The organism is Blastococcus sp. TF02A-35, from assembly GCF_004571075.1.
Lineage (GTDB): Bacteria > Actinomycetota > Actinomycetes > Mycobacteriales > Geodermatophilaceae > Blastococcus.
Window position 1 is genome coordinate 1 of the sequence record NZ_SPQP01000059.1, and the last position, 16,368, is coordinate 16,368.

Here is a 16,368-nt window from a genome sequence, read left to right on the forward strand (position 1 = left end):
GATCTCCGCCGCGCCGCGGCCGAGCGGCAGGCGGCGGAGGCGGCCGAGGCGCGCGACGCCGCGCTGGCCCGGGTCGACCAGCTCTCCGGGGCCGACGCGGGCGGCTAGCCCCTGGTCAGCCCATCGTCTTCTGCCCGTCCAGGGACTCCCGCAGGATGTCGGCGTGGCCGGCGTGCTGGGCGGTCTCGGCCACGATGTGCAGGAACACCCGGCGGGCCGAGCGGTGCGCACCCGGCTCGAACCACGGCGCCTCCGGCAGCGGGTGCGACGCGTCGAGGTCGGGCAGGGTCCGCACCAGGTCGTCGGTGCGGCGGGCGACCTCCTCGTAGTGCGCGAGGATGCTGGCGAGGGTCTCCTCCGGCCCCATGCGGAACTCGTCGGCCCAGGCCTGGAAGCCCGCCTCGTCGGTCGGGGTCGCCATCGCCGCGGGACCCTCGACGACGAACCGCGCCCACCCCGCCTCGGTGTGCGCGACGTGCTTGACCAGCCCGCCGAGGGTCAGCTCGCTGGCGGTGGGGCGCTGTCGCGCCTGGTCGTCGGTGAGGCCCTGGACGGTGAACCGCAGGAAGTGGCGGTGGGCGGCCAGGGTCTCGAGCAGGTCGGTGCGCTCGGTGGTGAGGGTGCGGGTCGCGGTCATGGTCGGGCCTTCCGGTCGTCGGTGGTGTGCTCACCGACGACGCTAGGGAGCAAAGGTGTCAGTTCCTGTCCGCATTTGATGAGAACCTGCGGAGGTGGCCGACACCGGGAACCGCACGCTCCGCCTGCTCTCGCTGATGCAGAGCCGGCGCCACTGGGCCGGCGGCGAGCTGGCCGACCGCCTCGGGGTGTCGCTGCGCACCCTGCGGCGGGACGTCGACCGGCTGCGGGAGCTCGGCTACCCGGTGGAGGCCCGGCCCGGCCTCGACGGCGGCTACCGCCTGGCGCCGGGGGCTCTTCCCCCGCTGGTGCTCGACGACGACGAGGCGGTCGCGCTCACGGTCGGCCTGCAGGCGGCGGCGCAGACCGCGGTCGCCGGCATGGCCGAGTCGTCGGTTCGGGCCCTGGCCAAGGTCGTCCAGGTGCTCCCGGCCCGGCTGCGGCGCCGCGCCGACGCGCTCCGGGCGGTGACGACGACGGCGGCCTGGAGCGGGGGAGAGACCGTCGACCCGGCCGCGCTGGTCACCGTCGCCCAGGCCTGCCGGGACACCGAGCGGCTGCGCTTCGGCTACACGCCCGCCGGCGGCGACCCCGGCGACCGGCTGGTGGAGCCGTTCCGGCTGATCGCCCTGGGCCGTCGCTGGTACCTCGTGGCCTACGACCTCGACCGCGGCGCGTGGCGGACCTTCCGCGTCGACCGGCTGACCGGGCCCGGCAGCACCGGCGCCCGGTTCGCCCCGCGCCCGTTGCCCGGCGGGGACGCCGAGGCCTTCGTGCGGGAGGGCGTCGGGGTCCGCTCGTCGACGGTGGCCGTCGAGGTCCGGGTCGAGGCCGACGCCGACGAGGTGCGGCGCAGCATCGGGCAGTGGATGACCGTCGAGCCCGACGGCCCCGGCCGCTGCACCGTGCGCACCGTCTCCGACGACCTGACCTGGCCCGCGTTCGCCATCGGCCGGCTCGACGCCGAGTTCACCGTGGTTGCCCCGCCCGGGCTGCGCGAGCTGGTCGGCGCCTGGGGCGAGCGGTTCGGGCGAGCGGCTGCGCGGAGCACCCCGCCGTCCTAGCGTGACCGCATGGCGGAGAAGCGCGCACGGGTCGCAATCGTCACCGGGTCGGAGTCGGGCATCGGGCGGGCGACCGCCGTGGCGCTCGCCGAGCAGGGCTGCGACATCGGCGTCACCTGGTACCGCGACCGGGAGGCCGGTGAGGCGACCGCCGCGGAGGTGCGGGCGCTGGGCCGGCGTGCCGAGGTCCGCCACCTCGACCTGACGCAGCTCCCAGGCGCGGCCGACGTCGTCGACGAGCTGGCCGAGGCGCTCGGTGGCGTCGACGTCCTGGTGAACGACGCCGGGACCGGCCACACGACCCCGCTGCTCGAGCTGGGCTTCGACACCTGGCGGGAGGTCCTGGCCACCGACCTCGACGGCGCGTTCCTGTGCCTGCAGCGGGCCGCGCGGCGGATGGTCGCGGCCGGGAGCGGCGGGCGGATCGTGAACATCACCAGCGTGCACGAGCACGCGCCCCGCGTGGGCGCCGCCGGCTACTGCGCGGCCAAGGGCGGGCTGGGGCTGCTCACCCAGGTGGCGGCGCTGGAGCTGGCCGAGCACGGCATCACGGTCAACGCCGTAGCGCCGGGGGAGATCTCCACCGCCATGACCGGCCAGGAGGACGAGGACCCCACGGTCGGCCACGAGCGGCCCGGGATCCCGCTGCGCAGGCCGGGGGACGCCCGCGAGGTCGCCGCCGTCGTCGCCTTCCTGGCGTCACCGGCCGCCGGGTACGTGACCGGGGCGTCGTGGCCGGTGGACGGCGGCATGCTGCGGATGGGGCCGATGGCCGGCTCGCACCTGGACGCCGACGGGTGGCGACGGGGCTGACCGGCCTCAGGCGGTCCGGCCGCTGCGCTTGCGCCGGTAGAGCTGCTCGTCGGCGCGGGCCAGCACCTCCGGCAGCGAGTCGCCGGGCCGGGCGGTGGCGACCCCGCAGGTCCAGGTGAACGGGTGGGTGGCGGCCAGCTGCGCCAGAAGCTCGGTAGCGGCCGCCTCGTCGGTGGCGGGCAGGCACAGCACGAACTCGTCGCCCCCGTAGCGGCCGAGCAGGTCGGCGTGGCGCAGCCGCCGGCTCCAGCCGGCGGTGAGCGCGCGCAGGAGGTCGTCGCCCGCGCTGTGACCCTCCCGGTCGTTGACCTCCTTGAAGTCGTCGAGGTCCAGCAGCGCGAAGCTCAGCGGCTCACCGCTTCGCACGGCCCGGGCGAGGTGGCGGGAGGCCTGCTCCTCCCACGCCCGCCGGTTGGCGACGCCGGTCAGCGGGTCGGTGCCGGCCGCCGTCCGGAGCTGCCCGGCCAGCCGGACCTGCACCTCGACCAGGACCACGGTCGCCGCGACCAGCACGACCCACGGCGTCAGGAAGCCCGACGGCTCGGCGGCCCAGGCGCCGGCGCTGCCGGAGAGCAGGGCGAGGCCGGCGTGCGCCCGCGCCGCGGGCGGTGGCAGGAAGTGCGCCGCGTACAGCCCGACGGCGATCAGCGCCGGCCCCAGGCCGACGATGCCGACCGCGGTGGCGGAGCGCCAGGCCAGCACCCCCACCAGGACCGAGGCCAGGGCGACCGCGGCGTGCAGCTCCCACGTGCGCGCGTCGCGGGCCGGCCACCACAGCCCCGCGCCGACGCCCAGGCCGAGGGCGCCGAGGAGCCACAGCAGCGCGACGGGCGTGTCCCGGTCCATCGGCAGGGCGGCGCCGACGCAGCACAGCGCGCCGCTGACCGCGTACAGCATCGCCAGGAGCCTCGTGGCCGTTCGGTGCCCAGTCCGCACGCCGTTCCCCTTCCCCGTGGGTGCCCATCCTGCTGGTCAGCCTGGCGTTCGGTGCGGCACCCCCCGGTGGATGCCCCTCGATGGGGTGCGTGCGCGGACGGGGACTCGTACCGTTCCGGTGCGGCCGGCTGGCGGCTGCCCCCGGACCCCGGGGCCGACGGACGCGCCGGAGGCGGCACCTCCTGCACGGGAGCGCGCATGGAGCCCACTGCCCGTCGGCCCGCGGCCGAGGTGGGCGCCACCGTGGGGGTGGAGGAGGAGTTCCACCTCGTCGACCCCGCCACGTTCGCGCTCGCGCCGAGCCCGGGCCTGGCGGCCGCGGCGGTGCGGCACGAGTTCGGCGAGCGGGTGCACGCCGAGATCACCACCACCCAGCTGGAGACGGCGACCGGCGTCTGCCGCTCGCTGGCCGACCTCCGGGCCGGTCTGGCGGTCACCCGGGCCGAGGCGCGCGCCGCCGCCGCGGAGTCCGGCGTCACGCTGCTCGCCGCCTCGACCCACCCGTCGGCCGGCTGGCGCGACCAGGTCATCACCCCCGCGCCCCGGTACGAGGAGATGGTGCGCCGCTGGGGCGGGCTCGCCGTGCGGCAGGACATCGCCGGCTGCCACGTGCACGTGGGCGTCCCGGACCTGGAGACGGCGGTCGCCGTGCTGGACCGCGCCCGTCCGTACCTGCCGCTGCTGCTGGCCATGACCGGCAGCTCGCCCTTCCACGACGGCGCCGACACCGGCTACGAGAGCTACCGGACCCTGTGGTGGGGCCGGTGGCCGCACACGGGCATCCCGGAGCCGCTCGGCACGGCAGCGGCCTACCGGCAGGTGGTCGACGGGCTGGTCACCGCGGGCGTGGTCGGGGACGCCTCGCACCTGTACTGGGACGTGCGGCCCTCGTCGCACCTGCCCACCGTCGAGTTCCGGCTGGCCGACGTCTGCACCGACCTGGACGACGTCGTCCTGCACGCCGCCCTCGTGCGGTCGCTGGTGCGGGTCCTCGCCGCCCGCGCGGCCCGCGACGAGCCCGTCCCGCCGTCCCGGCCGGAGCTGCTCCGGGCGGCGCGCTGGCGGGCCGCCCGCGACGGCATCGGCGGCCGGCTGTTCGACCCGCTGGCCGGGGAGCTCGTCGACGCCCGGGCGGCGGTCGACGGGCTGCTCGCCGAGCTCTCCGACGACCTGGCCGACCGGGGCGAGGAGGACGAGGTGCGCGCGCTGGTGCAGCAGCTGTTCGCCCGGGGTACGTCGGCCACGAGGCAGCGGGCGGTGTGGCGGCGGACCGGGGACCTCCGCGCCGTGGCCGAGGCGGTCGTACGGGAGGGCAGTGGTGGCTGAGGGGCATGCCGGTGGGCGCCTCGGTGCCCGCCCCGCAGCTCGCGCGCCAGGCACCCCGTGGCCGGCGGGCGTGCACGAGCTGGACCTCGGCGGTGGGGCCGAGGTGCTGCTGGCGGTGCCGCCGGGGGAGCCGGTCGCCCGCCCGCTCCTGGTCTTCTTCCACGGCGCCGGGGGGCACCCGCGGCAGAGCCTGTCGGCGGTCGGCGCGCAGGCCGCCGCGCGCGGCGTGGTGGTGCTGGCACCGCGCTCGGGTGCGGCCACGTGGGACCTGGTCGCCGGCCGCGTCGGGCGGGACGTCGCGGTGCTCGACGCCGCCCTGGCCCAGGCCGCCGACCGCGTCGCGGTGTCGCGGTGCGCGGTCGGCGGGTTCTCCGACGGCGCCTCCTACGCGCTGTCGCTCGGGCCGGCCAACGGCGACCTGTTCGACTCGGTGGTCGCCTTCTCGCCCGGGTTCGCCGCCCCGCCCGCCCGGGTGGGCCGCCCCCGGGTGTGGGTCACCCACGGCACGGGGGACCAGGTGCTGCCGGTGGACCGGTGCGGACGCCGGGTGTCGGAGGGCCTCGCCGCCAGCGGCTACGAGGTGACCTACGAGGAGTTCGACGGCGGCCACGTCGTCCGGCCCGAGGGCGTCGCCGCGGCCCTGGGGTGGTGGCTGGCCGGCGGGTAGGTCCCGGCGGCCTCCCGGCCGGGCGGCGCGCAGCTGCCCGGCCGGTGAGGCCTCAGGCGGAGTCGCGCTGGGTGATGTCCTCGCCGGTGGCCGCGAGGTCCTTCGGGCCGCCGGTCTTGGAGATCTCCCACCCGGTGCCGAGCTGCTCGAGCGCCAGCCGGCCGTAGACCTGCTGCTGGGTGGCCACCCGCTCGGAGCGGCCGCGCCCCAGGAAGCTGACCATCCAGTGCAGGACCGTGGTGAGGCGGCTCTTGAACCCGACGATGTACATCAGGTGCACGACGAGCCACAGCAGCCAGGCGATGAAGCCCTCGAACTTGAGCTTGCCGATGTCGGCGACGGCGGAGAACCGCGAGATGGTCGCCATCGAGCCCTTGTCGAAGTAGCTGAAGGGCTTCTCCTGCGGGGACCGGCCGCTCGCCCGCCGCTTGATCGTCTCTGCGGCGTAGCGCCCGCCCTGGATCGCGACCTGGGCGACACCGGGCAGCTTGTTCAGCGCCATCATGTCGCCGACGACGTGGATCTCCGGGTGGCCCGGGAGCGTGAGGTCCGGCTGCACCGAGATGCGACCCGCGCGGTCGACCTCGGCGCCGGTCTGCTCACCGAGCATCCGGCCCAGCCCGCTGGCCTGCACGCCGGCGGCCCAGATCTTGGTGGCGGCCTGGATCCGGCGGACCTGGCCGTCGCTGTCCTTCACCTCGAGGCCGTCGGCGTCCACGTTGGTCACCATCGCGCCGAGCTGCACCTCCACGCCGATGCGGTTGAGCTGGCGGCGGGCCCGGTCGCCGAGCTTCTGCCCGAACGAGGGGAGGACGGCGGGGGCGGCGTCGAGCAGGATGATCCGCGCGCTGCCGGGGTTGATCCGGCGGAAGTCGCGGCGCAGGGTCCGGCGGGCGAGCTCGGCGATCTGCCCGGCCATCTCCACACCGGTGGGGCCGGCGCCGACGACGACGAAGGTGAGCAGCCGGTCGATCTCGGCCTGGTCCTCGGCCAGCTCGGCGAGCTCGAAGGCGCCGAAGATCCGGCCGCGCAGCTCGAGGGCGTCGTCGATGCTCTTCATGCCGGGGGCGAACTCGGCGAACTGGTCGTTGCCGAAGTACGACTGGCCGGCCCCGGCGGCGACGATCAGCTCGTCGTAGGGGAACACCGAGCGGCGGCCGAGGATCTCCGAGGTGACCGTGCGGGCCTCGACGTCGATGTGGGTGACCTCGCCGAGCACCACGCGGGCGTTCTTCTGCCGGCGCAGGATCTCGCGGGTGGCGGGGGCGATCTCGCCCTCGGAGAGGATGCCGGTGGCCACCTGGTAGAGCAGCGGCTGGAACAGGTGCTGGGCGGTCTTGCCGATCAGCGTGATGTCCACCGGGGCCTTGGCCATGGCCTTGGTGGCGAAGAGCCCACCGAACCCGCTGCCGATCACGACGACGCGCGGCCGGCCGCCGGTCGGGTTGCTCCGGACGTCTGCGTGCGCTGGTGATGTCGTCATGATGATTCATCCTCCCACTCGGGTGCGGGTCCATCCGGTGCACCCCGGCGAGATGCAGCTCACACCGCGTGCCGCGTCGGGTCGCGGGGGCGCCGCGGGGCCGGTAGACCCGTCGGGGTGCCCTCTCCGGTCTCCCTCGTGCTGGTTCCCGGTCTGGGCCTGGATGAACGTTCCTCGCGCCGGTTGAGGGAGAAAGTGCCCGGCTCCGTGGTGCTCCTCCCGGGCATGGGGCGGCCGGAACCGGTCCCGTCGCTGCCCGACCTGGCCGAGCGGCTGCGGGCAGCGCTGCCCCGGGGGCCGGTCGTCCTGGTCGGGCACTCGCAGAGCTGCCAGGTGGTGGCCGCGCTCGCGCACGACCCGCGGGTCGAGGGGCTGGTGCTGTGCGGCCCGACCACCGACCCGCGGATGCGGCCGCTGCGGGTCCTCGCGTGGCGGTGGCTGCGGACCGCGCTGGCCGAGCCGTGGTGGCAGGTGCCGCTGGTCCTCCGCCAGTGGTGGCGCACCGGCCCGCGGGCGATGGCGGCGCTGTGGCGGTCGACGGCACCGGACCGCCTCGACCTGCGGGTGGCCGCGTCGCCGGTGCCGGTCGTCGTCCTCCGGGGTGCCCGGGACGCGCTCTGCCCGGCCGACTGGGCCGGGCGGGTGGCGGGCGCGGCACCGCGCGGGCAGCTCGTCGAGCTGCCCGGCGCGGCGCACATGACCGTCCAGACCCACCCGGACCAGGTCGCCGCGGTCGTGGGCGACTACTGGCCGTCGGTGCGGCCGCGGACCTCGGCGTAGCGCTCCCGCACGTGGGTCGCCGGCGCGGCGTCGAACTCCTGGAGGCCCGGCTGCGCCCACTCGGGCGCGGCGTCGGCGCCGGAGACCACCCAGGCCGCCTGCCGGGCCGCCCCGTCGGCGACGTACTCGCCCGGCGGGGGCACCAGCACCGGGCGGCCGAAGATCCCCGGCGCCAGCTGCTGGACGGCGGGGGAGCGGGCCGCGCCGCCGATGAGCAGCACCCGCTCCACCGTGACGCCCTGCGCGACGACGGCCTCGATCCCGTCGGCCAGCCCGCAGAGCAGGCCCTCGATCGCGGCCCGGGCCCAGTGCGCGGGCGTGGAGGACCGCAGTGTCAGCCCGTGCACCGAGCCGGTGGCCTTTGGGAGGTTCGGGGTGCGCTCGCCCTCGAGGTAGGGCACCAGCACCAGCCCGTCGGCGCCCGAGGGGGCCGAGAGCGCGAGGTCGGACAGCGTCGCGTGGTCCACGCCGAGCAGCGCGGCGGCGGCGTCGAGCACCCGGGCGGCGTTCATCGTGGCGACCAGCGGGAGGTGGTTGCCGGTGGCGTCGGCGAACCCGGCGACGGTGCCGGTCACGTCGGCGACGGCGGTGGGGGTCACGGCGGAGACGACGCCGGAGGTGCCGATCGAGACGACGACGTCGCCGGGCCGGGCGGCCAGGCCCAGGGCCGCGGCGGCGTTGTCGCCGGTGCCCGGGCCGAGGACGGCCCGCCCACCGGCCAGCGTGCCCACCCGCTCGGCGGGGCCGGCCACCCGCGGGACCGCCGGGCGGCGGCCGCGCATGGCGCGCTCCAGCAGGTCCAGGCGGTACTCGCCGGTGCGGGCCGACCAGTAGGCGGTCCCGCTGGCGTCGCCGCGGTCGGTGACCAGGGTGCCCAGGTCGCGGTCGGCCGACAGGCGCCAGGTCAGCCAGTCGTGCGGCAGGCAGACGGCGGCGGTGCGGTCGGCGTTGGCCGGCTCGGCGTCGGCCAGCCAGCGCAGCTTCGTGGCGGTGAACGACGCGACCGGCACCAGGCCCACGGCGTCGGCCCACGCGCGCCGGCCCGCCTCCTCGTCGCCGTCGCCCAGCTCGCGGATCAGCTCCGCGGCGGCCGGCGCGGACCGGACGTCGTTCCACAGCAGCGCGTCGCGGACGACCTCGCCCTCGGCGTCCAGGCACACCATCCCGTGCTGCTGGCCGCCGACGGCGAGCGCCTCGACGTCGTCCAGGCCACCGGCCTCGGCGGCGGCGGTGCGGAAGGCGTCCTCCCAGGCCTGCGGGGAGACCTCGGTGCCCGGCGGGTGCGGGGCGCGGCCGGAGCGCACGAGCTCACCGGTCTCGGCGTCGCGCACCACGACCTTGCAGGCCTGGGTCGAGGTGTCGACGCCCGCGACGAGGGTCATCGGGGGGATCCGGGGGCGGCCGGACGGCGTCGCGGCGGGCACAGGGTGGTCATGGGTCCGGGACCTTAGGCGGCCCGCGTCCACCCCGCGAGAGCGGCTCGGCTTGACCACCCACACGCGCACCCCTAATTTGTTTGCCGATCCGACTAAATGCCGAGGGGGTGCACGTGACCCAGGAACCGCCGCAGTACGACGGCTCGTCCGAGCGCCGGGCCCCCGCCGACCAGGCGACGGTGCGCCGCAACAACCTCGGTCTGGTCCTGCGCCACCTGCGCGACCACGGTCCCCGGTCCCGCGCCCGCATCGCCCAGGAGACCGGCCTGAACAAGGCCACCGTCTCCAGCCTGGTCGCCGAGCTGGCCGAGCGGCGGCTGGTCAGCACCGGCGAGGTGGACCGCGCCGGCTCCGTCGGCCGGCCCGGGCTGATCGTGCACCTCGACGGCCGGTGCGTCTGCGGCATCGGCGTCGAGCTCAACGTCGACTACGTCGCCGTCCTGGTCCTGGACCTCCGCGGCGAGGTGCTGTTCGAGCACCGGCTGGCCCTGGACATCCCCACGCTCAGCGCCGAGGAGACGCTCGACGCCGTCGCCGCCTCGGTGACCGAGGCGGTCGCCGCGGCGGCCCGGCTCGGCGCCCGCCCGGCCGGGGTGACCGTGGCCGTCGCCGGCCTGGTCCGCAGCGTCGACGGCGTGGTCACCCTCGCGCCGAACATCGGCTGGCGCGACGTCGCGGTCCTGGACGGGCTGCGCGAGCGGCTCGACGTCGACTTCCCGATCCGCGTGGAGAACGACGCCAACCTGTCGGCCATCGCCGAGTGGGCCATGGGCGCCGAGGCGCGGACGCCGGACCTGGTCTACCTGACCGGTGAGGTGGGCGTCGGCGGTGGCGTGATCGTCGCCGGCCGGCTGCTGCGCGGTGCCGGGGGCCTGTCCGGCGAGGTCGGGCACACGTCGCTGGGCGACCCCGACGTCGTCTGCGGCTGCGGTCGCCGGGGCTGCTGGGAGACGGTCGTCGGCCTCGCGGCGCTGCTGCGCGCCGCCGCCGACCCCGGCGACCCGGTGCGCGACCCGGGCCGCGACCTGGAGACCCGGCTGGCGGAGGTGGCCCGGCGGGCCGAGGCCGGCGACCGGCGGACGCTGGCCGCGCTGCACCAGGTCGGCACCTCCCTCGGAACCGGCGCCGCGGTCCTCATCAACGTCTTCAACCCGCGCGTGGTGCTGCTGGGCGGCTACTTCGCCGTCCTCGGCGAGTACCTGATGGAGCCGCTGCTGGCCGAGCTCGGGTCCCGGGTCCTGGGCCCGGGGATGGCCGGCGCCCGGGTCGTGCTGTCCACCCTCGGCTTCACCGCCGCGGTCCGGGGCGGGGCGCACGTCGCCCTCGAGTCGGTGTTCGACGACCCGACCCTGGTCGCCGAGCCGGAGCTCGCGCCGGTGGCCACGCGATGACCGCTCCCGCCCGGCTCCGGGTCGCGATGGTCGGCCACGCGTTCATGGGCGCGGCCCACTCGCACGCCTGGCGCACCGCACCCCGCTTCTTCGAGCTGCCGGTCGAGCCGGAGCTCGCGGTGCTCGTCGGTCGCGACCCAGCGCGGGTCGCCGACGCCGCGGCCCGGCTGGGCTGGGCCGGCACCGAGACCGACTGGCGGCGGCTGGTCGAGCGCGACGACGTCGACCTGGTCGACATCTGCACTCCCGGTGACACGCACGCCGAGATCGCGGTCGCGGCCCTGGGAGCGGGCAAGCACGTGCTGTGCGAGAAGCCGCTGGCCAACAGCGTCGCCGAGGCCGAGGCGATGGCCGAGGCGGCGGAACGGGCCGCGGCCCGGGGCGTGCGGGCGATGGTCGGCTACTCCTACCGCCGGGTGCCGGCGGTCGCCCTGGCCCGCCGCATGGTGGCCGAGGGGCGCGTCGGCCGCATCCGGCACGTGCGCGTCCAGTACCTGCAGGACTGGCTGACCGACCCGGCGACGCCGATGAGCTGGCGGCTGCGGCGCGAGCAGGCCGGTTCCGGTGCGCTGGGCGACATCGGCGCGCACGCCGTCGACCTGGCGCAGTTCGTGACGGGGGAGCGGCTGACCGGGGTGAGCGCGCTGGCCGAGACCTTCGTGCCCGAGCGGCCGCTGCCCGGCGGCGGGACCGACCGGGTCACCGTCGACGACGCCGTCGCCTTCCTCGGCCGCCTCGACGGCGGGGCGCTGGCCACCTTCGAGGCGACCCGCTTCGCCACCGGCCGGCGCAACGCCATCCGGCTGGAGGTCAACGGGGTCGACGGCAGCCTGGCCTTCGACTTCGAGGACATGAACGTCCTGCAGTTCTTCGACGGCACCGAGCCGTCGGAGGCCGCCGGATTCCGCCGGGTCCTCGTGACCGACCCGGGACACCCGTACACCGGCGCCTGGTGGCCTCCCGGCCACGGGCTCGGCTACGACCACACGTTCGTCCACCAGGTCGCCGACCTGGTGTCCACGCTCGCCGCCGGTGAGCAGCCGTCGCCGTCGTTCGCGGAGGGGCTCGCGATCCAGCGGGTCCTCGACGCCGTCGAACGCAGCGCCGGAAACCGATCGATCTGGACGGAGATCCCCGCATGACCGACCGCTACACGCCCTCCAAGGACGACAAGTTCAGCTTCGGCCTCTGGACGGTGGGCTGGCAGGGCGTCGACGTCTTCGGTGGGGCCGTGCGCCCGCCGCTGGACCCGGTGGAGTCGGTGCACAAGCTCGCCGAGCTGGGCGCCGCCGCCGTCACCTTCCACGACGACGACCTCGTGCCCGACGACGCCACCCGCGAGGCCACCCTCGAGCGGTTCAAGAAGGCGCTGTCCGAGACCGGCATCGGTGTCGAGATGGCCACGACCAACCTCTTCGGCGCCCCGGTCTTCAAGGACGGCGGCTTCACCGCCAACGACCGCGCCGTCCGGCGGTACGCGATCGCCAAGGTGCTGCGCAACATCGACCTGGCCGCCGAGCTGGGCGCCAAGACCTACGTGCTGTGGGGCGGCCGCGAGGGCGCGGAGTCCGGTGGCAGCAAGGACGTCTCCGCGGCGCTCGACCGCTACAAGGAGGGCCTGGACGTCCTCTGCGCCTACGTGCGCGAGAAGGGCTACGACATCCGCTTCGCGCTGGAGCCGAAGCCCAACGAGCCGCGCGGCGACATCCTGCTGCCGACGATCGGCCACGCGATCGCCTTCATCAACGAGCTCGAGGAGCCGACCCGCGTCGGCCTCAACCCCGAGGTCGGGCACGAGGAGATGGCCGGGCTGAACTTCGCCCAGGGCATCGCCCAGGCCCTGTGGCACGACAAGCTCTTCCACGTCGACCTCAACGGCCAGCACGGCCCGCGCTTCGACCAGGACCTGCGCTTCGGCGCGGGCAACCTGCGGGGTGCCTTCTGGACCGTCGACACCCTGCTGGGTGCCGGCTCGGGCAAGGCCTACGACGGCTACCTGCACTTCGACTACAAGCCGCCGCGGACCGAGGACATGGACGGCGTCTGGGAGACCGCCCGCGCCTGCATGCGCAACTACCTGATCCTCAAGGAGAAGGCGCTGGCGTTCCGGGCCGACCCGGAGGTCGCCGAGGCGCTGGAGGCCGCGCGCGTGGCCGAGCTCGCCGTCCCGACCCTGGCCGAGGGCGAGTCCCTCGACGCGCTGCGCAACGAGGCCCACGACCCCGAGACCCTCGGTGCCCGTGGCCTGCAGTTCGAGCGGCTCGACCAGCTGGCGATGGAGCACCTGCTCGGCGTCCGCTGACCTGCACCGGAGCGGGCGGGCGGGGTCACGGCCCGCCCGCTCCGGTCAGGCTCGTCGCGGGGAGGCGACGACGGCCAGCACGGCGAGGACGACGACCGCGGCGGCCTCGACCCAGAACGTCTCCCACCACAGGGGTGCAGCGGTCGTCTCCACGAAGCCGAACAGCCCCACGGTGGTCGAGAGCACCAGCGCCGCCAGGCTGCCCGCGGCGACCAGGGCGCCGGCGGTGGCCACCCACGGCAGCAGCCCCCGGACGGGGAGCAGGAGCAGTCCCGCGACCAGGAAGCCCGCGACGGCGTTGGCCAGGAACCCCGCCCCGATGACCTCGATGCCGCGGTAGCCGTCCCGCCACAGGTCGGCGTGGATCCAGGCCATGGCGCCGAGCAGCGCCGCGCCGGTCAGGCGCAGCAGCCACCGACCGGCCATCAGGTGACCCGGACGGTCAGTTCCATGCCCATCGCGCGGTGGCTGCCGATGGAGCAGTAGAAGACGTACTCGCCCGGCTCGAGGTCGACGGTGACGGTGGCGGACCCGCCCGGGCCGATGGTGTCCGAGGCGGCGACGTCCTCGCCGTCCCGCTCCACCACCAGGTCGTGCGTGGCGCTGCCGTCGTTGACGACCTCGATCTCGTAGCTGCCCGCGGTGAGCTCCTCCTCCTCGAGGGAGATGCTGAAGTCGTCCTCGGTCGCGGTGATGGACCGGACGGCGCTCTCCGGTCCGGCAGCGGCAGAGGTCGACGCGGGGGCCGGCCCCTCGCTCGGGCCTCGTGCGGCGTCCGGGGCGCCCATGCCGCCGCTGCAGGCGGACAGCCCCGCCAGCCCGGTCGCGAGCAGCGCGGTGGCGGCGAGGCGGCGCAGGTGGCCGCCGGGTCGGTGGGATGTGCGGGTCATGGGGCACTCCTCGGTTCGGCGGGCCCACCCGGCCGGTCGCACGCGGGGCCCCGCTCGTCCCGCCGCAGGCTCTCCGCCAGAGAGGGACGTCAGGCGTTCGTCCCCGGAGGCCGGGTCGGATGGGTCACCCGGGTGCACCAGTCGACGACGGTCCGGACCACCTCGGCGTCGACAGGGGAGCGGAGCTCCTTCCTGTAGGCGCTGAGGGAGGCGGGGCCGGGCTGGCGGCGCAGGGTGTGGGTCACGTCGGGCACCAGCCGGGTCTCGGCCGGTCCGCGCACGCAGGAGGCCAGGACGTCGAGGTCCTCCGGCTTCACCTGCAGGTCCTTGCCCCCCGTCACGGCGAGGACCGGGACGGCGACCCGGCGGAGGTCCTCCCGCGGGTCGTGCGCCATGAACTCCCGCGTCCACCGGGCGTTGACCCGGGCGCCGCCGATGCGGGCGACGTCGGTGGTGGTCGCGGCGATCCGGCGGTGGTTGGCCGCGACCTTCGCCTCGAGGTCGACGCGCAGGAGCCGCAGCAGCCCCCGCACCGGGCCGGGCAGGGTCGGGGCGATCTGCCGGGCCTGCCAGCGCAGCAGCTCCTCGCCCGGGGTGGCGCTCATGGCCAGCAGCACCAGGCCGGCCACGGGCGCGCCCGCGGCGGCGAGCGCCGCCGCCAGGATGGCGCCCTCGCTGTGCCCGGCCAGGACGATGCGGTCCGGGTCGATCCCCGGCCGGGCCCGGAGCGCCTCGAGCGCCCGGCCGAGGTCGGCGGTGTTGTCGTGCAGCCCGGCGGTGCGCCAGTCGCCCGGGCTGCCACCGACCCCGCGCTTGTCGTAGCGCAGGGATGCGATCCCGGCGCCGGCGAGCGCGTGGGCCAGCTGCCGCGCGACGTCGAACCGGGCGCGGGGGTGGTTGCTGTTCCGGTCGACCGGCCCCGAGCCGGAGGCGAGGAGGACCGCCGGAACGAGGGGTGCCGCGTCGGGAAGGGTCAGGGTGCCGGCCAGCGGGTGCGGGCCCGGCACCTGGAACGGGGTCTCGCGCACGTCAGCGGGCCAGCGCCGAGGCGAGGCGGTCGGCGTCGTCGGCACCGACGAGGAGGCTGTCGTAGCGCTGGCCGGTGAGCCGGACCCGCAGGGCCGGCTGGCCGCGGCGCACGGAGACCAGGCTGCGCTCGCCCGGCCGGCGCCAGGTGCCGACCTTCCGCCGCCGGGGCAGCGCCAGCCCGGGCGCGCGCAGGCCGCGGGTGGCGGCCAGCCCGTCGGCCACCACGGCGACGTCGGTGATCGAGTCGCGGGGCACCGCGACGTCGCGGAGCAGGCCGGCGATCTTCTCGCCGCGGGTGAGGCGCACGGACAGGGAGCCGGGGGTCAGTTGCACGGAGGCCATGGCGCCAATATTCTCATCATCAAGAACGTTGTCAAGAATGAGAATGGTGAGTCCGTGAGCACGGTGGACCTGCTCCTGCACCCGATCCGGCTGCGGGTCGTCCAGGCGTTCCTCGGCGACCGGGTGCTCACCACCGGGGAGCTGCGCGGGGAGCTGGCCGACGTGCCCGTGGCGTCGCTGTACCGGCACGTGGGCACCCTGGTCCAGGCCGGCGTGCTGGTCGTCGCCGGGGAGCAGAAGGTGCGCGGCGCGGTCGAGCGCAGCTACCGGCTGGTCGCCGAGGCGGCGAGCGTCTCGGCCGAGGACCTCGCGGCGATGACCCCCGAGGACCACCGTCGGGCGTTCACCACCTTCGTCGCCGCGCTGCTGGCCGACTTCGACCGCTACCTGGACCAGGAGACGGTCGACCTGGCCCGCGACGGTGTGGGCTACCGGCAGATCGGGCTGTGGCTCGACGACGCCGAGTTCACCGAGCTCGTGACCGACCTCCGTGCGGTGCTGCTGGACCGGGCGGGCAACCGGCCGGGGAGCGGCCGGCGCCGCCGGTTGGTCAACGTCGTGCACCTGCCGGGGCAGGAGCCCCCGGCCGGGCTCAGCTGAGCCGGTCGCGGGCCTTGGCGGCCTTCTTGTTCGCCTTCGCCAGCACCTTCGCGGCCTTGCGGATGCGGCGCGGCTCCCGGTCGACGGTGCCGCGCACCAGCAGGCCGATGCCGATGCCGAGCAGCCAGCTGTCCTTGGCGATGGCCAGCCCCTGCTCGGTGGGGGCGAGGCTGCCTTCCTTCCGCATGCCCGGCGTCTTCAGGTAGAGGCCGAGGAGCCCGCCGGAGAAGGCGGTCAGGGCCGCGCCGGCGACCGCGGTCGGGACGAACGGCGTGAGCAGGGCCGCGCCGACGACGATCTCGGCGGTGGCCAGGCCGGTGGCGAACTGCTGCGGCGGCACCTTGGCCAGGAACGGGTAGGTGCCGGCGGCGAAGCCGTGCATGCCGGCGGCCGCCTGCTCGTCGGCCCCGCGCTTGCCGAGGCCGCTGTTGAGGATGAAGGCGCCGGCGGAGATCCGGGGCGCGATCTCGGACAGGGTGATGGGCAGTCCCACGGGGACACCTCTCTCGTCGACGGGTCTGGTGAAGTGCTCAACCAGCGATCGCCGGACAGGTGCCCCCGCGGGGAAGCGCCCAACCGTCAGCGGCCGCCGCGGCGCGAGCGCGCGCTGAACGAGGCCGCCGACGAGGTGCCGGCGCGGGCGGCCAGCTCGGCGCGGGTGCGCGCCGAGATC

18 protein-coding genes are annotated in these 16,368 nt (G+C 75.9%); 9 read left to right on the forward strand and 9 right to left on the reverse strand.

What is annotated here, in order from left to right; translation table 11 throughout:
• Window positions 1-115: 115 nt before the first annotated feature.
• Window positions 116-637 (reverse strand): DinB family protein, encoded by a 522-nt coding sequence (locus E4P43_RS18550; RefSeq protein ID WP_135147000.1) that lies wholly within the window; start codon window positions 635-637, stop codon window positions 116-118.
• Window positions 638-731: 94 nt separating this feature from the next.
• Between E4P43_RS18550 and E4P43_RS18555 the strand changes: the two genes are divergently transcribed.
• Both E4P43_RS18555 and E4P43_RS18560 read left to right on the forward strand, forming a co-directional pair.
• A complete protein-coding gene (locus E4P43_RS18555; RefSeq protein ID WP_135147001.1) occupies window positions 732-1,700 on the forward strand; it encodes a YafY family protein in 969 nt (322 codons plus the stop codon).
• A 9-nt stretch (window positions 1,701-1,709) separates the two neighbouring features.
• Window positions 1,710-2,513: an SDR family oxidoreductase gene (locus tag E4P43_RS18560; protein ID WP_135147002.1), complete on the forward strand. Its 804-nt coding sequence runs from the start codon at window positions 1,710-1,712 to the stop codon at window positions 2,511-2,513.
• 6 nt (window positions 2,514-2,519) lie between these two features.
• Here the strand turns inward: E4P43_RS18560 and E4P43_RS18565 are convergent, their stop codons facing one another.
• The gene (locus E4P43_RS18565) at window positions 2,520-3,410 is read right to left on the reverse strand and encodes a GGDEF domain-containing protein (protein ID WP_135147003.1); all 891 of its coding nucleotides are present in this window, start codon (window positions 3,408-3,410) and stop codon (window positions 2,520-2,522) included.
• Window positions 3,411-3,647: 237 nt separating this feature from the next.
• On the opposite strand from E4P43_RS18565, the gene E4P43_RS18570 reads away from it, so the two are divergent.
• Together E4P43_RS18570 and E4P43_RS18575 are read left to right on the forward strand one after the other, a co-directional pair.
• Window positions 3,648-4,775 carry a glutamate--cysteine ligase gene (locus E4P43_RS18570; RefSeq protein ID WP_135147004.1) on the forward strand — a complete coding sequence of 376 codons (1,128 nt, stop codon included), beginning with the start codon at window positions 3,648-3,650 and terminating at the stop codon, window positions 4,773-4,775.
• Window positions 4,776-4,845: 70 nt separating this feature from the next.
• Window positions 4,846-5,442: a phospholipase gene (locus E4P43_RS18575; protein WP_245159245.1), complete on the forward strand. Its 597-nt coding sequence runs from the start codon at window positions 4,846-4,848 to the stop codon at window positions 5,440-5,442.
• Window positions 5,443-5,494: 52 nt separating this feature from the next.
• On the opposite strand, the gene E4P43_RS18580 is transcribed toward E4P43_RS18575, so the two are convergent.
• Window positions 5,495-6,925: an NAD(P)/FAD-dependent oxidoreductase gene (locus tag E4P43_RS18580; RefSeq protein ID WP_135147006.1), complete on the reverse strand. Its 1,431-nt coding sequence runs from the start codon at window positions 6,923-6,925 to the stop codon at window positions 5,495-5,497.
• A gap of 138 nt (window positions 6,926-7,063) precedes the next feature.
• Between E4P43_RS18580 and E4P43_RS18585 the strand changes: the two genes are divergently transcribed.
• Window positions 7,064-7,705, forward strand: coding sequence for an alpha/beta hydrolase (locus E4P43_RS18585; protein ID WP_280791022.1), 642 nt, complete (start codon window positions 7,064-7,066; stop codon window positions 7,703-7,705).
• Here E4P43_RS18585 and E4P43_RS18590 read toward each other — a convergent pair.
• Complete coding sequence (locus E4P43_RS18590) at window positions 7,669-9,087, reverse strand: FGGY-family carbohydrate kinase (RefSeq protein ID WP_135147008.1); 1,419 nt, start codon at window positions 9,085-9,087, stop codon at window positions 7,669-7,671. The genes E4P43_RS18585 and E4P43_RS18590 overlap by 37 nt on opposite strands.
• A gap of 167 nt (window positions 9,088-9,254) precedes the next feature.
• Between E4P43_RS18590 and E4P43_RS18595 the strand changes: the two genes are divergently transcribed.
• From E4P43_RS18595 to xylA, 3 genes are read left to right on the forward strand one after another with little or no spacing between them, the layout of a single operon-like run.
• Complete coding sequence (locus E4P43_RS18595) at window positions 9,255-10,532, forward strand: ROK family transcriptional regulator (protein ID WP_135147009.1); 1,278 nt, start codon at window positions 9,255-9,257, stop codon at window positions 10,530-10,532.
• A complete protein-coding gene (locus E4P43_RS18600; protein ID WP_135147010.1) occupies window positions 10,529-11,674 on the forward strand; it encodes a Gfo/Idh/MocA family oxidoreductase in 1,146 nt (381 codons plus the stop codon). The genes E4P43_RS18595 and E4P43_RS18600 overlap by 4 nt, the downstream gene beginning before the upstream one ends.
• Window positions 11,671-12,834, forward strand: a complete 1,164-nt coding sequence (gene xylA / locus E4P43_RS18605; protein ID WP_135147011.1) for a xylose isomerase — start codon at window positions 11,671-11,673, stop codon at window positions 12,832-12,834. The genes E4P43_RS18600 and xylA overlap by 4 nt, the downstream gene beginning before the upstream one ends.
• Window positions 12,835-12,879: 45 nt before the next feature.
• On the opposite strand, the gene E4P43_RS18610 is transcribed toward xylA, so the two are convergent.
• From E4P43_RS18610 to E4P43_RS18625, 4 genes are all read right to left on the reverse strand, one after another.
• Window positions 12,880-13,260, reverse strand: a complete 381-nt coding sequence (locus tag E4P43_RS18610; RefSeq protein WP_135147012.1) for a hypothetical protein — start codon at window positions 13,258-13,260, stop codon at window positions 12,880-12,882.
• Window positions 13,260-13,724 (reverse strand): cupredoxin domain-containing protein, encoded by a 465-nt coding sequence (locus E4P43_RS18615; RefSeq protein ID WP_135147013.1) that lies wholly within the window; start codon window positions 13,722-13,724, stop codon window positions 13,260-13,262. Before E4P43_RS18615 ends, E4P43_RS18610 begins: the two co-directional genes overlap by 1 nt.
• 89 nt (window positions 13,725-13,813) lie before the next feature.
• Window positions 13,814-14,752, reverse strand: a complete 939-nt coding sequence (locus E4P43_RS18620; RefSeq protein ID WP_135147014.1) for an alpha/beta fold hydrolase — start codon at window positions 14,750-14,752, stop codon at window positions 13,814-13,816.
• 1 nt (window position 14,753) lies between these two features.
• Complete coding sequence (locus E4P43_RS18625) at window positions 14,754-15,095, reverse strand: hypothetical protein (RefSeq protein WP_135147015.1); 342 nt, start codon at window positions 15,093-15,095, stop codon at window positions 14,754-14,756.
• A gap of 54 nt (window positions 15,096-15,149) precedes the next feature.
• On the opposite strand from E4P43_RS18625, the gene E4P43_RS18630 reads away from it, so the two are divergent.
• Window positions 15,150-15,695 (forward strand): helix-turn-helix domain-containing protein, encoded by a 546-nt coding sequence (locus E4P43_RS18630; protein WP_135147016.1) that lies wholly within the window; start codon window positions 15,150-15,152, stop codon window positions 15,693-15,695.
• Here E4P43_RS18630 and E4P43_RS18635 read toward each other — a convergent pair.
• Window positions 15,688-16,188: a hypothetical protein gene (locus E4P43_RS18635; protein WP_135147017.1), complete on the reverse strand. Its 501-nt coding sequence runs from the start codon at window positions 16,186-16,188 to the stop codon at window positions 15,688-15,690. The two genes, E4P43_RS18630 and E4P43_RS18635, sit on opposite strands and share 8 nt — an antisense overlap.
• Between the last annotated feature and the right edge of the window lie 180 nt (window positions 16,189-16,368).